This is a genomic window from Gracilibacillus sp. YIM 98692, assembly GCF_010993965.1.
GTDB lineage: Bacteria > Bacillota > Bacilli > Bacillales > Amphibacillaceae > Gracilibacillus.
Window position 1 is genome coordinate 72,173 of record NZ_WIXM01000005.1, and the last position, 19,136, is coordinate 91,308.

General features: G+C 36.5%; 18 protein-coding genes. 15 read left to right on the plus strand and 3 right to left on the minus strand.

Annotated features, from left to right (window positions below; all coding sequences use genetic code 11):
• Positions 1-111 precede the first annotated feature (111 nt).
• Positions 112-1,131, plus strand: a complete 1,020-nt coding sequence (locus tag GHD00_RS07100; RefSeq protein WP_163537458.1) for a zinc-dependent alcohol dehydrogenase family protein — start codon at positions 112-114, stop codon at positions 1,129-1,131.
• A gap of 43 nt (positions 1,132-1,174) precedes the next feature.
• On the plus strand, positions 1,175-1,849 hold the full coding sequence (gene rpe / locus GHD00_RS07105; RefSeq protein ID WP_163537459.1) for a ribulose-phosphate 3-epimerase: 675 nt from the start codon (positions 1,175-1,177) through the stop codon (positions 1,847-1,849).
• Between the two features lie 372 nt (positions 1,850-2,221).
• Here the strand turns inward: rpe and GHD00_RS07110 are convergent, their stop codons facing one another.
• Together GHD00_RS07110 and GHD00_RS07115 are read right to left on the minus strand one after the other, a co-directional pair.
• Entirely contained in the window at positions 2,222-2,455 is a 234-nt protein-coding gene (locus tag GHD00_RS07110; protein ID WP_163537460.1) for a TM2 domain-containing protein, read from the minus strand.
• Positions 2,456-2,606: 151 nt separating this feature from the next.
• Positions 2,607-2,753 (minus strand): BH0509 family protein, encoded by a 147-nt coding sequence (locus GHD00_RS07115; protein ID WP_163537461.1) that lies wholly within the window; start codon positions 2,751-2,753, stop codon positions 2,607-2,609.
• A 332-nt stretch (positions 2,754-3,085) separates the two neighbouring features.
• On the opposite strand from GHD00_RS07115, the gene GHD00_RS07120 reads away from it, so the two are divergent.
• The 13 genes from GHD00_RS07120 to GHD00_RS07180 all read left to right on the plus strand — a co-directional run bounded on the left by GHD00_RS07120 (position 3,086) and on the right by GHD00_RS07180 (position 16,413).
• The gene (locus GHD00_RS07120; RefSeq protein ID WP_163537462.1) at positions 3,086-5,026 is read left to right on the plus strand and encodes a BglG family transcription antiterminator; all 1,941 of its coding nucleotides are present in this window, start codon (positions 3,086-3,088) and stop codon (positions 5,024-5,026) included.
• A gap of 5 nt (positions 5,027-5,031) precedes the next feature.
• Positions 5,032-5,475, plus strand: a complete 444-nt coding sequence (locus tag GHD00_RS07125) for a PTS sugar transporter subunit IIA (protein WP_163537463.1) — start codon at positions 5,032-5,034, stop codon at positions 5,473-5,475.
• Entirely contained in the window at positions 5,472-6,464 is a 993-nt protein-coding gene (locus GHD00_RS07130; RefSeq protein WP_163537464.1) for a 6-phosphofructokinase, read from the plus strand. Before GHD00_RS07125 ends, GHD00_RS07130 begins: the two co-directional genes overlap by 4 nt.
• A 15-nt stretch (positions 6,465-6,479) precedes the next feature.
• Positions 6,480-6,770 carry a PTS sugar transporter subunit IIB gene (locus GHD00_RS07135; protein WP_163537465.1) on the plus strand — a complete coding sequence of 97 codons (291 nt, stop codon included), beginning with the start codon at positions 6,480-6,482 and terminating at the stop codon, positions 6,768-6,770.
• Positions 6,771-6,790: 20 nt separating this feature from the next.
• Positions 6,791-8,074, plus strand: coding sequence for a PTS sugar transporter subunit IIC (locus GHD00_RS07140; protein WP_163537466.1), 1,284 nt, complete (start codon positions 6,791-6,793; stop codon positions 8,072-8,074).
• A gap of 14 nt (positions 8,075-8,088) precedes the next feature.
• Positions 8,089-8,472: a tetratricopeptide repeat protein gene (locus tag GHD00_RS07145; protein WP_163537467.1), complete on the plus strand. Its 384-nt coding sequence runs from the start codon at positions 8,089-8,091 to the stop codon at positions 8,470-8,472.
• A gap of 13 nt (positions 8,473-8,485) precedes the next feature.
• Positions 8,486-9,328 (plus strand): class II fructose-bisphosphate aldolase, encoded by an 843-nt coding sequence (locus GHD00_RS07150; RefSeq protein WP_163537468.1) that lies wholly within the window; start codon positions 8,486-8,488, stop codon positions 9,326-9,328.
• Between the two features lie 228 nt (positions 9,329-9,556).
• Entirely contained in the window at positions 9,557-10,600 is a 1,044-nt protein-coding gene (locus tag GHD00_RS07155) for a LacI family DNA-binding transcriptional regulator (RefSeq protein WP_163537469.1), read from the plus strand.
• A 126-nt stretch (positions 10,601-10,726) separates the two neighbouring features.
• A complete protein-coding gene (locus GHD00_RS07160; RefSeq protein ID WP_205600721.1) occupies positions 10,727-12,049 on the plus strand; it encodes a glycoside hydrolase family 30 protein in 1,323 nt (440 codons plus the stop codon).
• 232 nt (positions 12,050-12,281) lie between these two features.
• On the plus strand, positions 12,282-13,733 hold the full coding sequence (locus tag GHD00_RS07165) for an ABC transporter substrate-binding protein (protein WP_163537471.1): 1,452 nt from the start codon (positions 12,282-12,284) through the stop codon (positions 13,731-13,733).
• 89 nt (positions 13,734-13,822) lie between these two features.
• Positions 13,823-14,821 (plus strand): carbohydrate ABC transporter permease, encoded by a 999-nt coding sequence (locus GHD00_RS07170; protein ID WP_163537472.1) that lies wholly within the window; start codon positions 13,823-13,825, stop codon positions 14,819-14,821.
• Positions 14,818-15,651 (plus strand): carbohydrate ABC transporter permease, encoded by an 834-nt coding sequence (locus tag GHD00_RS07175; RefSeq protein WP_163537473.1) that lies wholly within the window; start codon positions 14,818-14,820, stop codon positions 15,649-15,651. The genes GHD00_RS07170 and GHD00_RS07175 overlap by 4 nt, the downstream gene beginning before the upstream one ends.
• A 162-nt stretch (positions 15,652-15,813) precedes the next feature.
• Positions 15,814-16,413, plus strand: a complete 600-nt coding sequence (locus GHD00_RS07180; RefSeq protein WP_205600722.1) for a YesL family protein — start codon at positions 15,814-15,816, stop codon at positions 16,411-16,413.
• 69 nt (positions 16,414-16,482) lie between these two features.
• Here the strand turns inward: GHD00_RS07180 and GHD00_RS07185 are convergent, their stop codons facing one another.
• Complete coding sequence (locus GHD00_RS07185; protein ID WP_163537475.1) at positions 16,483-18,894, minus strand: glycoside hydrolase family 2 TIM barrel-domain containing protein; 2,412 nt, start codon at positions 18,892-18,894, stop codon at positions 16,483-16,485.
• Positions 18,895-19,136: the final 242 nt, after the last annotated feature.

Genomic DNA, 19,136 nt, shown 5'->3' on the forward strand with positions numbered 1-19,136 from the left:
TTGTATTTCGCGATGAAAGAGAGGTGAAAGATGAAGGGGATAGTAAATAAATAAGACTATAGAACATTCTAGAGTGTAGAAATAGTTGAATATATAAGGGAGGTAAGGGTAATGAAAGCAGTATTATACCAAAAGCCAATGGATTACATTGTAACAGATGTGGAGACGCCAACGATTAAGGAAAATCAAGTATTGATCAAAGTGAAATCTTGTGGTGTATGTAGAACAGATATTCATATCCATCATGGTGAATTTATTGCAGAATTCCCATTAACACCAGGGCATGAGTTTGTAGGAGAAATTGTCGCATTAGGGGAAAAGGTGAATCATGTAAAAATAGGAGATAGAGTTGCAGCTGATAATACCGTTCTCTGTGGCCATTGTTATTATTGTAAACGCAACCAACCTTTGTATTGTGAAAATTTTTATTCATTAGGAGTGACAGGTCCAGGTGGATTTGCGGAATATGTAGTGGTTAACCATGATAAAGTCTTTTTCATAGATGATTTAAGTTATGATCAAGCAGTCTTTGCAGAACCATTAGCATGTGCAGTGCATGGAATGGACAAAATTGATGTACAGCCGGGTGATGATATCCTCATGTTTGGAACAGGGCCTACTGGATTACTATTAGCACAGTTGTTAGTACATGGCGGGGCCTCTAACGTAGTCGTAGTAGCTTCAGATAAACGAAAATTAGATGTTGCGAAAAATCTTGGCGTCCATGAAACGATACAAATGGATAGGTCGGATTATTCTATTCATGAACAAGAATTAAAACAAAAATCCCCAAGAGGATTTGATATTATCATCGATGCCACAGGTGCAGAGGAAGTCATACAGCACTTACCTCAATTTTCTAAAAAAGGTTCCAAAATTGTTATTTATGGTGTAGCTTCACAAAGCGATAAGTTAGTATTAAGTCCCTATGAAATTTTTGAAAAAGAATTAAATATCATAGGATCGTTTGCACAAACACATTGCTTTGATCGCGCAATTAAATATTTACAGAATGGAGTAGTGAAGGTAGATGAATTAATTACACACCGTTTCAACTTAGATGATTTTCATAGAGGATTAGATCAAGTCGAAAATGGAAAGGGGCACATCAAAGTAGTCATTGATGTATAACTGCTTTTTGTTACATTGTATCATATACTAAGGAGTTGAAAATATGGTTCAAATTGGCCCTTCCATGATGTGTGCAGATATGAGTAATTTGAAAGTAGAAATGGAACAACTTGAAAAAGGTGGAGTAGATTATTACCACTTTGATATAATGGATGGTGAATTTGTCCCTAATTTTACAATGGGACCAGACCTTATTCATCGACTACGAAAATTAAGTTCAAAGCCTTTTGATGTACATTTAATGGTAGTAGATCCTGAAAGGTATATCGATACATTTATCGATGCAGGGGCAGACATGATTTCTGTACACGCAGAAGCTACCAAACATCTGCAAAGAACGTTGCAATCTATTAGAGATAAAAACATTTTGGCAGGTGTGGCTTTAAATCCATCTACCCCTTTATCTGTACTAGACTACGTATATGAGGACATAGATTATATTTGTATCATGAGTGTTAATCCTGGATTTGCAGGACAAACCTTTTTACCAACCATTTATAAAAAAATAGAACAATTAAAGCAAATTATTAATGAAAATAATTACCCTATTACTATTCAAGTTGATGGAAATATGAGCTACGAGACGATACCTAAAGTGATTGATAAAGGAGCAAATATGATTGTTTGTGGAACTTCTTCTATATTCTCGACAACCTCTAGTTTGAAGGATTCTGTACAGAATTTACAATGTATGATTAACAAATTCTCTAAAACATAACAAATATTATTTGGGGTGATGCCAGGCACTTCGTAGTTTTTTAGAGGGAAGTGGCTGGCCTTTTATTTTCGCATAGTCTGTATGTTTTACATTTTGTACAGTTCATTGTATCAAAATTTGGCATTGCGAACCAGTTATTAACGAGCTGCGATAAGAAAATGTAAGGATCGGATTTTTAAAATTTATAAACGGACATCAGGTTCCTTATTTGCTAAAGGAATCTCTCATTTACTAAGATATAACCTGAATAAGGAACTGTATGTCCGCATCCCCATGGAAAAGCAAAAATAGCGGATTGTATGTCCGTGAGCTATATAAAACGCTCAGAATTTAATTTCTGAGCGTTTTTGCTTGATTGTTATATTGCTAATTTTATTTTGGCCTTCTACATAGACCAGGAATAAGGAAGATATCGATGAAAAGCCAAATCCAAAGGACAACGAGCGGTACCCATCCAATAATCAGCCAAGTAGTTGCCCATCCCCCTAGACCAAGTAATAGTTGAGCGATCCCGCTGCCGACCCGTCCAGTATAGAAACGGTGAACACCAATTTGGCCGAAGAAGAACCATAATATATATGCTAAAGCAATGCTTCTTTGTTTCATGTTTTGCACCTCCTGTCTTATCATACGACGAAGATAGTATAGTACAGGGGAGTCATGATAGGATAGTAATTTGCTTATAAATTTATTTTCATGCATTAAAAACAGCTCTTGGTATAGAACCAAGAGCTGGTAATGTATATTTATATAATTTTTACATTAAGTCATAAACAGATTCCTCGAAATAGAGCCAGTGAAAATATTCAATCTGCTCGTCTGTCATGTTGAAAACTACTTCTTTGTTAAATTTGTTTTTCTCTAAAAGGTGTTCCATTTTGTAATTTCTCTCTAATTGGCTCATATTAAGTCCTCCTCTTAACTCCCAAATAAAAGGGATAATCCATTTTATTGAATGCGTTTTCATGTTGTTAATTACATTATACATCTCAATGTGAGATTATACAAATATCATTTTGAGAATGGTTTTGTGTGAAGTGATATGATGTAGTGATGGTTAAACTAAAGAATTAAGGTAATGGGCTCATGAAAAGGAAGTTAGCACTTAAATAGTAATGAAGCGAAATCTATCTCATAAACTATATTTAACCCTTTTCCTATGAAGAGGAAAAGAAGTAACTTAAAATAGTGTAAACGCTGACATACAATTAAACTAGAAAGGGGCAAGCAAAAGAAATGAAATTGCTAAATAAAAGAGAGGTGGAAATACTTCATTTATTAGCAAATAGTAAGGAATGCCAAACTGGTAAAAGCATTGCTTTATTACTGGAGGTTTCTTCTAGAACAATTAGAAATGATATGAAGAAATTAAATGCCGCATTAGAAAAGCATGGCGCCATGATAGTATCACATAAGGGGGTGGGATATGAGCTAGAGATTTGGGAGGAAGAAGTTTTCGATCAATTATATACGGAATACCTTGATACCGGTTCTAACCATTTAGATGGGAATGCAAACCATAGTGCTCATTTGGAAGATGAAATTGTGAAAAAATTACTAATGAACACATTAACGGATACTAGTATCCATCAGGAAGAGTTTGCGGAAGAATTATTTATCAGCTTGTCTGCCCTTAAGAGTTATTTACCTTTAGTCAAACAGAGAATGGCTGCATTTGATTTAAGTGTAACCACCGATAGATGTAATGGAATTAAGATTACAGGTAATGAAGATAAGATCAGATACTGTATTTCAGAGTATTTATTTAATCATCCGACCTCGCATATTTATCATGATTTATTTCCGAAAAATGAGATCGACCGTTTAAAGGAAATCACTCTAAATGCCTTATTAAAACACCAATTGAAATTAACAGATACAGCGTTAGAAAATCTCATCATTCATATGGAGATTACGATTAGAAGGTTTATGAATAAAAAGCCACTCAAATGGAAGGTCGATGATATAGAAAATATGAAAGGAACGAAAGAGTTTAAAGTCGCTAGTGACATTTTGAATGATATAAAAGAAACCCTTCATATTGATATGTATGACGAGATTTACTATATCACCCAGCACCTTTTGGCTAGCAGCAGATTATCGGGAAGCTATATTGATTCTAAAGAATACAAAAGAATAGAACAGATACTGCAGCATGTAATCGAAGAGATAAAAGAGAAAACTTCTATCGATTTTAGGGAAGATCAAAAGTTAATGGAAGGTTTAATTATTCATCTAAAAGTTGCCTTTAAAAGAATTGCCTATCAAATGAACATTCGAAATGAGGTTTTAAATAGCATTAAGAACAATTACCCACTTGCCTTTCAACTAGCGGTGATTGCGAGTCAAGAGATTTATAAGAGAACTAGTTTAGAGATTGATGAAAATGAAATAGGGTTTCTAGCGATTCATTTTGGAGTTGCCTTAGAGAAAAAAGGTTTAAATAAACAACAAATCAAAAAAATTATGATTGTATGCGGATCAGGTCTTGCAACCGCATCGTTAATCAGAGAGAAGATTTTAAATAACTATGGCCAACAAGTAAGTATAGTAGAAACAATTAGCTTAGCCGAACTACGTGAAGACATGCTTGATAAAGTGGATCTTGTGGTTTCGACTGTTCCGATCACTCATATTCATTCAGAAAAAATAGTGAAAATCAACCCAATTATTAGTCATAAAGATCTATCGACGATTAAAGCTAGAGTATTAGATGAACACAGTGATCAGAATATAAACAGTTACCGAAACATATATAAGCAGGATCTTTTTTTCAAAAATGTAGATTTATCTACTAAAGAAGAAGTTCTTCATTATATGACAGATGTGATGCAGCAGAAAAACTATATTGATTCCTATACGAAAGATTCCATTTTTGAACGAGAACAGATGGCATCAACGGAACTCTGTCACCTTCTAGCTATTCCACATCCGCTAGATAATAACATGACTAATACAGTTATTGCAGTATGTATTTTACAGAAACCAATTGTATGGGATAAAGAGAAAGTGCAAGTAGTGATTGTATTAAGTGTTCCAAAAAATCAGCAAAAAAGATGGGAAATGATGTTTAAACAACTCTACCATTTCTTAATAGAAGACTTCGGTATCACTAAACTTATATCGGAGTATAGTTATGAAGATTTTTTAAGGAATTTATCAAAGTATAAGGAGTAAAGCATATGTATGGGACTTATTTTACCGAAGATAATGTCCAATTTAATGTAGAAGCATTAGATTGGCGAGACGCTATTGAAAAAAGTGTCTCACTATTAAGGGAAAATGGGTTTGTGAATCGGGAGTATGCAAGTGAAGTCATCAAAAATGTGGAAGAGTATGGGCCTTATATTGTGATCTCACCTGGTATAGCCATCCCGCATACAAGACCTGAAAATGGTGCATTGAGAGTAGGAGTTAGTCTGATTACGTTAAAATATCCTATTTATTTTGAAGGTATAGAAGCACCTGTCAAAGTGATGATCAGCTTTTCAGCGACCGATCACCATAAGCACTTAGAGATCATTAAAATGATTGTCAATATTGTGGAGAATGGGTTAATTGATAACATCTCTAACATTGATTCGGTAAATGATTTAAATAATCTAATTGGAGAGGATAACAGATGAAAAAAGCAGCTCTGATTACAAGTGGAGGAGATGGCGCTGGGATCAACTCTGCAATTGAGATGATTTCGAGGTGTAAGGGAATCGACTTGTATGGGTTTGATGGAGGCTATGACGGGATCCTTCAACATGAACCGATTCATCTTACTTCAGCGTATTGCGAAAACCGTGCTTTAGATGGCAGGCACATCGTAAGAACCGCAAGAAGTAAACTCCCATATTCCAAAGAGGGGCGGGATAAGCTTCATCAAAAGCTTCGTTCAGATGGCTTTGAATATCTCATTGTATGTGGTGGAAATGGTTCGCAAAAAGCCGCTCAATTATTAAATACGGAAGGAACAAAAACCATATTTCTGCCCATGACGGTAGATAATGATGTGAATGGAACTGATTACACGATTGGATATGATACAGCTTTAAATCAAATATTTGAGGTGCTTTTTGGATTGCATGATACAGCTTCCAATATGCCAGGTAGAATTTTTATGGTTGAAGTTTTAGGTGGTAAAGCAGGAAATCTAGCATTGGAAAGTGCTGTTGCTGGGGCGTGTGATGTAGCGATTATACCGGAATGTTCGACTAATAGAAATAGTATTGCATCACTTGTACAAGAAAAGCTTCAACATAAAAAGTCAGTTATTATCATGTGTTCAGAATCCGCCTATGAAGAGAATAACTATCAAGATGGAAATCAAGGAGTATCATTTGATATTGCGGAAACCATTCAAGAAAAAACAGGAGTTCGAGTGCGAAAGTCGATTATGGGTTTTTATATAAGAGCTGGAAAGCCGTCCTTTCGGGATGCACACATTGCCTCTAGAATGGGGGGGCAAGCAACAAAATGTATACAGGAAGGAGTGTCTGGAGTGATGATTGGTGTACAAGGTGACCAAGTGCTGCCTATTAAATTGGATACGGTGATAGATACTGCCAATGGGATAAATCCATCTTTATTGGAAATAGCGAATCAACATCAAATGCTTGTTTATTAAAAGGAGGTGAAAAATATGTTGAACATTCTAGTTGTATGTGGAGCTGGGCTAGGTAGTAGTTTTGCTTGTCAAATGAGTGTAGAAGCAGTTCTTCAGGATTTAGGCGTAAAGGCATCCGTAGACCATTCCGATATTTCTTCTGCTGCTGGTTCTAGAGCAGATATTATCATCTCAGGGAAAAACTTTGAATCTCAGTTTATGAGATATGATCTGCCGATGGAGTTAATATTCCTAGATCGTTTAGTAGATAAAAACGAAATTAAAGAAAAATTAGTTCCCGTTTTAGAAGCAATAGGAAAGCTATAAAGAACAGGGGAGGGTTATGAATGGGCATTATAGATTTTATTATTGATAGTGTTTTAACGCAGGCTTCCATTACTATTGCTTTGATTGCATTTATAGGTTTGTTATTACAGCGGAAAGATTTTGGCGAAGTGATGTCTGGCAGTTTTAAAACAATGCTGGGTTTCTTAGTTCTTTCAGCTGGGGCATCTATCATTGTGAATTCTCTTATATACTTTGGAAAAATCTTTTCTGAAGGCTTTGGTATGCAAGGGATAGTCCCATCTATAGAAGCGATTAACGGTCAAGCAATGAATGATTTAGGGCTTGGCAACCAAATTGCGATTACCTTCTTAGCGATCTTTGTAGTTAATATCATTCTCGCTCGTTTTACCAAATGGAAATATATCTTTTTAACAGGGCAAGCCATCTTGTGGATGGCAACCATGACAACGGTATTTGGCAGTGTTGCAGGATTTTCTGGCATATCGTTAATTCTGATGGGCGGTTTAGTTGGTGGATTCTTCGCAGTTGCCATGCCTGCCATAGCACAGCCAATTGTTCGCAAAATTACTGGAACCAATGAGATTGCCTTAGGACACTTCTGTACCATCGGTTATGTTTTTGCTGCTGGAATTTCCAAAGTGATTGGGAAAGGATCGAAGTCTACGGAGGATATTAAATTTCCGAAAGGGCTTGGATTTTTATCCGACACGTACCTGTCTGTAGCGTTTGTCATGATTCCATTATATATGATAACGGCGGCTTTTGCAGGTGCTAGCTTTGGTGCTGAATTATCTGGAGACGTGAACTATTTAGTATATGCTTTCTTGCAAGCAGTAGAATTTGTTGTGGGTGTTTATGTATTACTAGCTGGTGTACGGCTATTATTGGCAGAAATTGTGCCAGCCTTTAGAGGTATTGCGTTAAAAGTCGTTCCAGATGCCAAACCAGCACTGGATTGCCCAGTTCTGTTTCCATATGCTCCAAACGCTGTAACTGCCGGTTTTGTTACGACAACGATCGGTACTGTGATTGCCATGTTTGTCCTTCCTTGGTTTGGGTTAGCGATGATTTTACCAGGCATGTTAACCAACTTCTTCGCTGGCGGGACAGCGGGTATATTCATGAATGCCGTAGGAGGAAGAAGAGGTGTGCTCTTTGGAGGGATTGCCCATGGATTCTTTATTACCTTACTGCCTGCATTACTTGTGCCGCACTTTAATAGTTTTGGCTTTGTTAATACTACCGCAACCGACGTTGATACAGTAGGTGCTGCGCTAGTCTTCCAATGGATTATTAGTCCAATCATGAGTCTATTTTCATAGAGAGGATGGCATAGATGTTTTTTAAAAAGAAGAAAAAGGTAAAAAATCAATCCCAACACGATCAACCTAAAAAAAATAAACAGCAGTTAACCGAAGAAATAGATTGGCAATTAGCTAAATTGGAAAAGGCAGATGGTAATGAGCGAATAGAAGTGTTAAATAAGTTAGGAAGTTTATATTTTGAACTACATGAGTTTGACAAAGCAATTGAATATTATGAAACAAGCATTTCAGAGAATAAAACTCTAGGTAAGGCATTTACAGACTTAACCAAGCTTTACAATATCAAAAGAAAAGAAGCAACAGTGGAGAATGATAAGGAAAAAGTGCAAGGGTACTTACAAAAATCAGATGAATTAATGAAATTAACGAAAGATTCTATTAGGGGAAGAGTATAGAAAGGAGTTTCACATGTTAAAAAGTCTAAAGCAGCTATTTGAAGAAAATGAAGGGAAACGAGCGATTGGTTCATTTAATGTCCACTGTTTAGAAATGTTGCCCGCAATGTTAGAGGGGGCAAAAGAATTGAATGTTCCGATTATTATTCAAACCTCACCCGGGACTGCTGCGTATATTGGTTTTGACTTATTAGTATCTAGTATCGAAACACTAGCGGAAAGGTTAGATGTCGATGTATGCTTGCACATGGATCACTGTAAAGATATTGAAGTACTAAAAGAGGCGATCCATGCAGGGTATTCATCGGTAATGTATGATGGTTCCAGTCTCTCGCTAGATGAAAATATCCAAAATACTAGAACAGTCGTCGAGTATGCCAATGCTAAGAATGTTTCGGTAGAAGGAGAGGTTGGGACAATAGGCGGTGCTGAAGAAGGAGTAGTAGTTTCTGAAGACGAAGCCATCTATACGAAACCAGAAGACGCTTATCGATTTGTCAGAGAAACAGGTGTAAATGCATTAGCTGTAGCAATTGGAACCACTCATGGACAATATAAATCAAAAGCCAAGATAAATTTTGCATTACTAGAAGAGCTTTCAGCGAATATGCCAGATGTCGGCATGGTCCTTCATGGCGGAACTGGAGTTTCTGATGAAGACATGAGAAGGTGTGTGTCATTAGGAATGAAAAAAGTAAATGTTGGAACAGAGCTAAATAAATCATATATCGAGGAAGTAAATAGAACCTTTGCCGAGGCCACTCCATTAACTTCCTTAAGGAAACTTCTATTACCTGCCAATAATAGAATAAAAGATATCGTGATCGAAAAATCCGCACTGTTCCAACTAATGTAAATTTATTATAACATATTAGAGTATGGGGAAAGCAACTTATCGAAAAGATCAAGCGATAAGTTGCCTTTTTCTTGTGTGTCTCTACAAAAGTTTTTGCTGAAATAAGGCGGTTTTTGTCGTTTAATAAAAAGTTTATTAAATCATTTTAGAAAGTGTTGACTTTCCAATTTTCCTGCTGTATATTGTAAAGAAACCGGTTACATAATAAAAGAAAGAGTTGGAGAAATTATGGAGCACAAGTCAATAACCATTTATGATATTGCAAAGGAAGCACAAGTTTCTTCCGCGACTGTTTCAAGAGTGATCGCTGGAAATTATCCCGTAAAGGAAGAAACAAGAAAAAAAGTGATAGATATCATTCACAAATATGATTTTCAACCTAATGCTGTAGCGAGAAGTCTATCAAAGAAAGAAACCAAAATGATAGGATTTATTTTACCTGACATAACAAATTCTTTTTTCTCGCAAGTGTTTATTGAAGCAGAAAAATATGCCTTAACGAAAGGATATACTCTTTTATTATGTAATTCCATGAATAATAGTGAGATGGAATCAAAATATCTGAAAATACTTGCCGAACGTCAAGTAGAAGGTATTATTTTAATGGGTGGAAGAATTAATAAAGCACTCCCTGACGTAATGGAAGTGAATGAATTATCACAAGTGATGGATAAAATGCCCGTTTTGATGATTAATGGAAAGATTGATGGGCTTGATTGTTACAGCATTCGAACGGATGAAGCTCATGGAATCGAAATCATTATTGATCATTTAGTCAGTCAAGGGCATGAAAAAATTGGACTTATTGGCGGTATAGAAGGGATCACAACTACTGACATTAAAGTCGAAGCATATAGAAATGCCTTAACAAAATACGGTTTACCAATCAGAGATAGCTGGCAAATCTATAGTGGTTTTGATATTGAACGAGGAGAAGAAGCAATAAACAATTTAATCGAGGTCAATAAAGAAGATTTACCAACAGCGTTAATTGGAATCAATGATTTGGTCATAATAGGTGCCTTAAAAGAATGCAGAAGAAAAAAAATAAACCCATTCGCTTTTGTAGGTTTTGATAATACAGATTTAGCTAAAAATTCGAATCCTGAATTGACGACTGTAAGTCATCCGTATAAAGAGCTGGGGGAAAATGCAATAGATTTACTTATTCAACCTCAACTGAATCAAAAGAAAAGTGAAAATAAAGACATACTTATGGAACCTTATTTAGAAGTAAGAGAATCGTGCAGAAAAATTTTTATAGAAAAATGAGGGTTATATGTCGTTCGTTTTAGCAACCGGTTACCAAATATTCATACATCTATAGCAACCGGTTTCTGTAAGAGTATTTTTTAAACAGTATATAGCAACCGGTTACTGAAAGGGGATGATGCCATGATGGATACTTTTAAAACAGCACAAACTATTGAAGGATTTGGCGCTTCCGGAGCTTGGTGGTCACAAGACATTGGAGGTTGGAGTGATCAAAATCGCAAAGAAATCATTGATCTATTATTTGATCGAGATGCCGGAATAGGGTTATCCATCTATCGCTATAACATAGGAGCAGGTTCGGGAGGAGATATTGCTGATTCGTGGAGACGCACGGAATCTTTTGAAGTAGAAAAAGGGGGTTATGATTGGGATAAAGATGAAAATGCGATAAGGGTACTAAAAGAGGTTTATCAGAAAGGTGTCCAACATTTCATAGCATTTGCCAATAGTCCTACAGCCAGAATGACGAAATCAGGATCTGTTACTGGTGAAGAACAAGGAATGTCCAACTTAAGAGAGGATATGTATGAAGATTTCGCACAGTATCTTATTGATGTGACCAATCAATTGATTGAAGAGGAAGGGATTCCAATTACCTATTTAAGTCCTATTAATGAGCCGCAATGGGATTGGAAACAGGAAAAAGGGCAAGAGGGATGTCATTACTCTCCCGAAGAGTGTGTGAACCTATTAAAGATTTTACATAATAAAATGAAAGAACAAACTGATACTTCCTTTAAAATAGCAGCTATTGAAGCAGGTGAATGGAAAACAGCGCAAAAATATGTTGATCACATATTTCAAGATAGCGAATTAATGACAGCGCTTACTCATTTTGATGTCCACTCCTATTGGTCTGAAGCAAAGGATAAAATTCAATTGGCTGATTATATGAAAGAAAATTTTCCCTCTATTTCATTAACCATGAGTGAATGGACGGAAATGAAACAAAAGCGAGACTATGGAATGGATTCAGCATTAGTACTCGCTAACACGATACATGATGATTTGACTCTAGCAAACGTTACCTCCTGGCAATATTGGATTGCTGTTTCTAAATATGATTTTCGGGATGGATTAATATATACCAATGCTGGAACAGAAGATATAGAAGAAACCAAGAGATTATGGGCAATGGGGAACTATAGTAAATTTATTCGGCCAGGCGCAAAGCGAATCATCCTATCGGAAGAACACAACAACACCAAAACCTCCGCATTTTACGATGAGAAGCTGCATCAATTCATTTATGTGGTGATCAATAATGATCCCAAACAAAAAAGTATCAAACTAAAGGGTGATCTATTAAATCAATTTGACTATATAGAATTATTTGAAACTTCTGAAAATTATAACTTAGCCAAGGTTCATGAAGGAGTTAGTAAAGAAACCTTTGATATACCGCCAAAAAGTGTCACAACTATTCTATTTAGAGTTAATAAATAAACTTTTTCCAAAACGATTTTCATCCTACATTTTGAAAAAACTCCAAGTTAGAAATCGTATAACATCTACAAATCAACACCACTGTTTAAACCACAACTTTTGTTTTTAGCAAATCCATTACTAACAAGACTTTTCATATGAAATTCATTTAAGGGGGTGATGCTGCCATTTAGCATCAGAAGTAAATGAATGGTATTTATGATGAAAAATCTACAATTAGGGGGAAGAATGAATGAGAAAAACAAGTATATTTCTTTTCGGTTTGTTCGCAATGATATTAGTACTTAGTGCATGCAGCTCTAATGATGACGATGTAGACGGAGATGGTGGTGGCAACGAAGGAAGTGAAGATGAAGACGTCGTAACACTTTCTTTCTGGAATAGATATCCAGAGCTTAGAGGTGGATTTGAACAGTTAATTGAAGAATTCGAAGCAGAACACCCAGATATAAAAATTGAAAGACAAGAAACACCAGAGCCTGAAACACAGCTTCGTACCGCACTATCTGAAGGAGACCTACCAGATATGTGGACTAATATCGTAGAAATGTCTGAATTAGTAGAAGTAGATGCGGTGAAAAATTTAGATGAAGTATTTACAGACGAAGTGAAAGCCCAGTTCCAAGATGGGACATGGTATGAAAATGGAACGACTGTAGATGGATCTGTTTACGGTTTTCCATTGGCATCACCAAAAAGTAAAGCAATGATTATGTACTATAATAAAGATGTTTTTGACATGTTAGGGCTAACGGAAGATGATATTCCTGAAACATGGGAGGAATTTAAAGAGCTTGGTCAACAGATTAGAGAGGATTCAAATGGCGGTGTCTATCCAATCGTATGGAACAATCCTGGTTGGGCTAATGAGCAGTTAGTCTCTATGATGGGAACAGCTATTACACCAGAAGTACCTTGGCAAGAAAATTTAAAAGAAGGTGAACCACAAGTATTGACAGAAGGTAAAATCGAAAGCGCTAAATTTTTAAAAGAATTGCTAGATGAAGACCTAATGGCTCCTCAAAGTGTGGAAATTGGCTTAGGGGAAGCGGAAGCAACCTTCTCTGTTGGTCAAAGTGCTTTCTTATGGAGTGGTGACTGGGTAGGAAGACAGCTATTCGTTGAAACGGAATTTGAAAATTGGGGTGTCGCTCCACTTCCAACCAAAGATGGTAAACCATATTATTATCGGGCAGGTTCAGAAGCAACAAGTATTCGTGTAAATAACGATACAGAGCATTGGGAAGAAGTAAAAACATTCCTAGAGTACTCCCTTGAAAACCTTCACAGAATTGTTTATGTGAATACAGGTGCTGGTCTCCCTGCTAAAAAAGATGTAGGCGGCGAACCTCCATTTGAACAATATCAAGACATTTTAGAGTTAGAAAGTGAATTAGCTATTCCAGTACCAAAACCAGCAGAATTTAATCCAGAGACGGTTGAGTTTAATAAAGCCTATCGAAATAAATTAGACGTTGGCGGTATTGGTGATGCTGTCGTGGGTTATCTCACTGGCAATATTGATGATCTCGAAGCAGAAGTAGGAGAAATTGATCAAGCAATGAAAGATGCTTTCTATGAAACTTTGGATGAATATCCAGAAGTTTCTCAAGAGGATTACATGTATCCAAACTGGGAACCTTTCGAACCTTATACAGTAGATAAATATGATGAGTTAAGGTAAGTACCATATAAATTACTATAGTCTAGTTTTGCTAGACTATAGTAATTTTATCCTTTTCATATCATTCCATTAGAAAGGATGAGGGTGTTTTGGCTAAAAATCTAGAGTTAGAACAGAAACAAAAGGCGGAGTCAAATTCCAACCTTAAAACATTAAAAAGAAAAAAAACTATATGGGCGTATATTTTTCTGGCCCCGCAAATTTTAGTATTCTTTATTTTCTCCGCGTACCCAATCGTCATGAGTTATGTGTATTCCTTTTATGAGTGGACGGGAATTGGGCCATTAGAAGATTTTGTAGGTCTTGGGAATTACCAACAGTTATTATCTTCTCCACGATTTTGGAATTCGGCGTTAATTTCGATTTACTATATTTTAGGAACAACGGTGCTAGGTGTTGGGGGAGCTTTGATCCTAGCTATTATTCTGAATGATCAAAAGATGAATGGAAAAGGCTTTTACCGAGCGATATACTTCCTGCCTGTTGTAACAACTACAGCGATTGTTGGGATTATCATGGGAAATATCTTCGGTATTACTGGTTTTTTTAACCAATTCCTTTTGAATTTTAATATTATTGATAAACCGATTCCATGGTTAACAGACCCTGTCCTTGCTTTAATCATCTTAATTGTGGTTGGATCTTGGAAAGGGCTTGGAATTAACATGGTTTATTGGCTAGCTGGTTTACAATCGATTCCTAATGAATTATATGAATCTGCCCAACTCGATGGAGCAGGATTCTGGTCTACCTTAAGACACATTACATTACCTCTGTTAAAACCGATGGCTGCGGTTATTATCTTATTATCACTAGTAAGCGGGATCAATGCATTTGACTTAGTTAAAACACTAACAAACGGTGGTCCAAACTTCGCAACAGAAACAATGGACCTATTTATCTATAATTATGCCTTTTCAAGCCAACTTGGCGGTGGACAAGTTCGAATGGGATATGCTTCGGCTGCGGGTGTTTTACTAGGTTTATTTACCTTCGTCATCAGTATGATATTTGGTGCTGCATCCTTTGGTAAACAGATTATGAAACTAAAAGGAAACAAAAAGAGCAAAGGTGGTGTAAAAGCATGATTTCAACTAAATCAGCGCGCCTTGTTATACATGTATTTTTAGTCCTTTTTGGTCTTGTTTGGATTTATCCTTTCATATGGATGGTGTTTTCTTCCTTAAAAACAAATCAAGAATTTTTAACAAGTGGTACAAAACTCATGCCAGAAGGAGAGTTTCAATGGGAAAATTACACAGATGCTTGGTTTACAGCAAATTTTTCCGGCTACTTTTTAAACACTGTCATTTTTACCGTAGCAACGGTTATGATTGTCATTATTCTATCCTCCTTAACAGGATATGCGTTAGGTAGAATTGATTTTCCAGGTAAAAAAACGATTATGGTTTGTGTTGTTGCGATTATGTTTATTCCGAAAGGCTACACCATTATCCCATTATTCAAGTTAGTAAATTACATGGGGCTGGATGATTCAATTCTTGGTATTATTGTTGCAGAGGCCTCTGGTGCTCACGTATTGTTTATTTTAATGTTTGCCTCTTTCTTTGCCAATTTGCCAAAATCGATTGAGGAAGCAGCGGAAATTGATGGCGCTGGATTTTTAACGATCTTCACCAAAGTGATGCTGCCGTTAAGTATGCCAATCGTAGCCACAACGGCGATCATGCAATTCATTTGGACTTGGAGTTCTTTCTTAGTACCTCTCGTATTAACGATTAGTAAACCAGAGCTGAGAACCTTAGCAGTAGGGATGCAAAACTTTGTTCAAACATATGCAGTGGATTTCTCCGGTATGGCTGCGGGTGCAACTATTTCCTTAATACCAGTAATGACTATCTTTATTATCATGCAAAGATACTTTATTGAAGGGGTAGCAGGAGCTGTTAAAAGTTAAGGATTTCTTAAATAGATGGAGGATTATTCCCACAGAAGTACGTTTATCAAGTCACTCTTTATAGACATTCCTGTGGGACATCTTTCTATTTCCCAAAAGAAAGGTATGATACAGGTGAATGGTTTTGGGTCTACATTTATTTATAAGTTCTCAGAGTGGATCATGCGGTTATGTTTTTTAAATTTACTATGGATTTTTTTCACCATTATAGGAATAGGATTTATAGGTTTATTTCCGGCTACAGTGGCCATGTTTACGATTGTTAGGCATTGGATTAAAGGGGATACTGATCTACCAATTTTTCAGACATTTTGGAAATCATTTAAAGAAACCCTTTTAAAAGCGAACATACTCGGATATATAAGTGTCATTGGTGGAGTTGTATTATATTTGGATTACGCCCTAGTTAAAAATACGAACGGTCCTTTTAGTATGATAATGATGCTTTTGTTGGTAACTGTTTCTTTTTATTATTTCATGGTAACATTTTTTCTCTTTCCCGTTTTCGTGCATTTTGACGTGAAGTTAAGGGAATGTTTTAAATATGCTTTCATTATTGGCGCTTCTTATCCGTTGCGAACCTTATATATGGCGTTTGCTGTCTTTGTCATCTATTATGTAACCGTATCCTACCCGGTTATCTTTTTATTTTTCTCAGGCAGTGTATTAAGCTTACTGATGATGCGTTTTACATATGTCGCTTTTGAGAAAGCGGAAGCGAAAAATAATAAGAATAACCTGGCCGAATCTGTCCAAGCGTGATATGGAATAAATTTAGAAGCATACCCTATAAATAAAAGGGTATGCTTTTTGTCTATTCTTAGAAATGGTTTAATGCATCGTGGAAGCTGTAACTTTTTCTTCTTTCTTAACTGGAATGGATAGTTGAGTTGTTTCTAAGCCTTCAGACTTGACCGTCACTGAAATGGTGCCTTCTTCTGTTTTGGAACGAAGAAAAGCTACGAGTTTGCCTTGGTAAGCTTTTCTATTATTGGAATTGTATGTTTGTAAGTCTTTGACATTGCCACTTTCCATTCCGATTAATTCTCCGGGTCCTTCAACAGAAAGCTCGATTCGATTATCGGCAAGATAAACAGGATTTCCATTCTCATCAGTAATTTGCATTTCCATATGCGTGATATCCTGGCCATCCGCTTTCAATTCTGGATAGTCTATTTCGATGTCTAGCTTCTTAGGGGCTGAAGCCGTCACAAGCTCATGTGTATGTTTGTTGCCATTACGATCTTTTGCCACTACTTTTAATACCCCTTTTTCAAAAGCAATGTCCCAGCTAAGGTAGCTTCCATCTTCACTCATTTGTTGTGTTCCTAAGGATTTATCATTAAGAAATAATTCTGCTTCTTGGCAGTTGGTATAGCAAAAGACTGCAAGCTCCTCTCCATCCTTCCAGTTCCAGTGAGGATCTCCCTGCCATCTAGGGTTCCGTTCTGATTCAAGAGCGTATTTTGGCATTGCTGCTAAGTATACCATTGGCTCCTTACTCCAAAAACTTTGGCGGTAATAATAGCTAGACTTTTTGTTACCGGCAAGGTCTAAGAATCCAGCCGGAGCAGCTCTTACCGGCCAGCCCTTTGCTTCTCCCAAATAATCGATGCCTGTCCAGATAAATTGAGCACAGATGGCATCATTGTCTCTTACCTTTAACCATGCATCATAACCAGGTTTGTTTTCACTGCCATAGATGACATGGTCTGGATACTTTTCGAGATCGTCTTCATAAAGATGTTCTTTATAATTGTAGCCGACAACATCCAATGCCTGTGCGTAACCAGTTAGATTGGACAGCTCTGGAAATGCCAAAGCAGATGTAACCGGTCTTGTCGTATCACACTCTTTCACATATTGGACAAGACGTTTCGCAATAGTTGTGAGTCTTTCCGCATTTGGTTTATTTGGATCATAGATTCTTTCCGCTGCCGGTTTCTTCGAATCATTATTTCCTGTCATGGTTTCGAAAGAAGGATGACAATATGGATCGTTCGGATAATCGATTTCATTCCCGATGCTCCACATAATAATTGATGGGTGGTTTCTGTCCCTTAATACCATTTCTTTAAGATCTGTTTCTCCCCATTGTGGAAAATCTTCATAATATCCGTAATGTTTAGGCGGATACACATTGTGTCCATTAAACCATTTGTTTTTCACACCTTCCCACTCGTCAAAGGCTTCATCCATCACAAGAAAGCCCATGCTGTCACATAGATCAAGCAAGTTTGATGCTGGAGGATTATGACTCATTCGAATCGCATTACATCCCATTTCTTTCAGGGCTTTCAGTCTTCGAACCCATACTTTTTTCGGAACAGCTGCTCCTAATCCACCGGCATCATGGTGAACACAAACTCCTTTTATTTTCATATTTTCATCATTTAAGAAGAAACCTTTTTTCGGATCAAATGAAAAGGATCGAATACCGGTTACAGTTGTTACATTGTCGATAACCTGATTGTTTTTGATAATTTCTGTTTTGACTGTATATAGATACGGGTTTTCAGGCGACCATAGTTGGGGTTCTTTTACATTAATCGATTGGTCCACATGTAAATTGGATTCTGCTAAAATATTAGTGATCTCTGAGGAGGAACCTACAGCCTCTCCATTTTGATCCAAGAGTGTATTTTTTATTTGAATATTCTCTGGATTACTTGTCTCATTGGTTAATTGCACATTCACTGCTACTGTAGCTTGTTCCACTGATACCTCTGGTGTTGTCACAAATACGCCATATTGGTCAATATGAATGGGGTCTGTGATAGTAAGATAGACGTCACGATAGATACCAGAACCTGTAAACCACCTGGAATCCGCAATATCTTTATGGTTCACCTTAACCGATATCACATTGTCTCTTTCAAAGGTAACAAAATCTGTAATGTCGTATGTAAAAGTACTATAGCCAAAAGGTCTTTTTCCAATGTAGTAGCTATTACACCAAACTTGTGAGTTATTATAGATACCTTCAAAGGTAATATAAACTTTTTTTCCTTTTAATTCAGAAGGAAGCTTAAAATTTTTCCGATACCATCCTGTACCTCCGGCTACGTAACCAGTTCCGCTTGAGTGCTCCTTTGAAAAAGGTTCTTCAACAGACCAGTCATGAGGAAGGGTGATATCACGCCACTCGGAATCGTCATGGCCTTTGTACCATGCTTTCGGTTCATCTCCTCGAGAAAATTTCCAATCTAAGTTTAGGTTACTTACGATTCTAGCTTCTTTCATCTATTTTCTCTCCTCTCTTTTATTTCTCTGTCATTTAGTATGTTGTGTCGAAGAATGCATTCACATAATTGTGATGTATGAAATTTTGGTCTGGATGCAGGATGAAGATTTGAAGAGATTTTATCATGGTGTACAATCTTCTGTAAGAACCTACTGATGAAAGTATCTCTTTATGTTATAGTTAATATAATTATAGCGTTTTCATAGAAAATATTAAATATATTATATTGCTAGAAATATAC

Coding starts and splice junctions, on each gene's coding strand:
- GHD00_RS07100 (WP_163537458.1), top strand. CDS start 112: ATGAAAGCAGTATTATACCAAAAGCCAATGGATTACATTGTAACAGAT.
- rpe (WP_163537459.1), top strand. CDS start 1,175: ATGGTTCAAATTGGCCCTTCCATGATGTGTGCAGATATGAGTAATTTG.
- GHD00_RS07110 (WP_163537460.1), bottom strand. CDS start 2,455: ATGAAACAAAGAAGCATTGCTTTAGCATATATATTATGGTTCTTCTTC.
- GHD00_RS07115 (WP_163537461.1), bottom strand. CDS start 2,753: ATGAGCCAATTAGAGAGAAATTACAAAATGGAACACCTTTTAGAGAAA.
- GHD00_RS07120 (WP_163537462.1), top strand. CDS start 3,086: ATGAAATTGCTAAATAAAAGAGAGGTGGAAATACTTCATTTATTAGCA.
- GHD00_RS07125 (WP_163537463.1), top strand. CDS start 5,032: ATGTATGGGACTTATTTTACCGAAGATAATGTCCAATTTAATGTAGAA.
- GHD00_RS07130 (WP_163537464.1), top strand. CDS start 5,472: ATGAAAAAAGCAGCTCTGATTACAAGTGGAGGAGATGGCGCTGGGATC.
- GHD00_RS07135 (WP_163537465.1), top strand. CDS start 6,480: ATGTTGAACATTCTAGTTGTATGTGGAGCTGGGCTAGGTAGTAGTTTT.
- GHD00_RS07140 (WP_163537466.1), top strand. CDS start 6,791: ATGGGCATTATAGATTTTATTATTGATAGTGTTTTAACGCAGGCTTCC.
- GHD00_RS07145 (WP_163537467.1), top strand. CDS start 8,089: ATGTTTTTTAAAAAGAAGAAAAAGGTAAAAAATCAATCCCAACACGAT.
- GHD00_RS07150 (WP_163537468.1), top strand. CDS start 8,486: ATGTTAAAAAGTCTAAAGCAGCTATTTGAAGAAAATGAAGGGAAACGA.
- GHD00_RS07155 (WP_163537469.1), top strand. CDS start 9,557: ATGGAGCACAAGTCAATAACCATTTATGATATTGCAAAGGAAGCACAA.
- GHD00_RS07160 (WP_205600721.1), top strand. CDS start 10,727: ATGGATACTTTTAAAACAGCACAAACTATTGAAGGATTTGGCGCTTCC.
- GHD00_RS07165 (WP_163537471.1), top strand. CDS start 12,282: ATGAGAAAAACAAGTATATTTCTTTTCGGTTTGTTCGCAATGATATTA.
- GHD00_RS07175 (WP_163537473.1), top strand. CDS start 14,818: ATGATTTCAACTAAATCAGCGCGCCTTGTTATACATGTATTTTTAGTC.
- GHD00_RS07180 (WP_205600722.1), top strand. CDS start 15,814: ATGCGGTTATGTTTTTTAAATTTACTATGGATTTTTTTCACCATTATA.
- GHD00_RS07185 (WP_163537475.1), bottom strand. CDS start 18,894: ATGAAAGAAGCTAGAATCGTAAGTAACCTAAACTTAGATTGGAAATTT.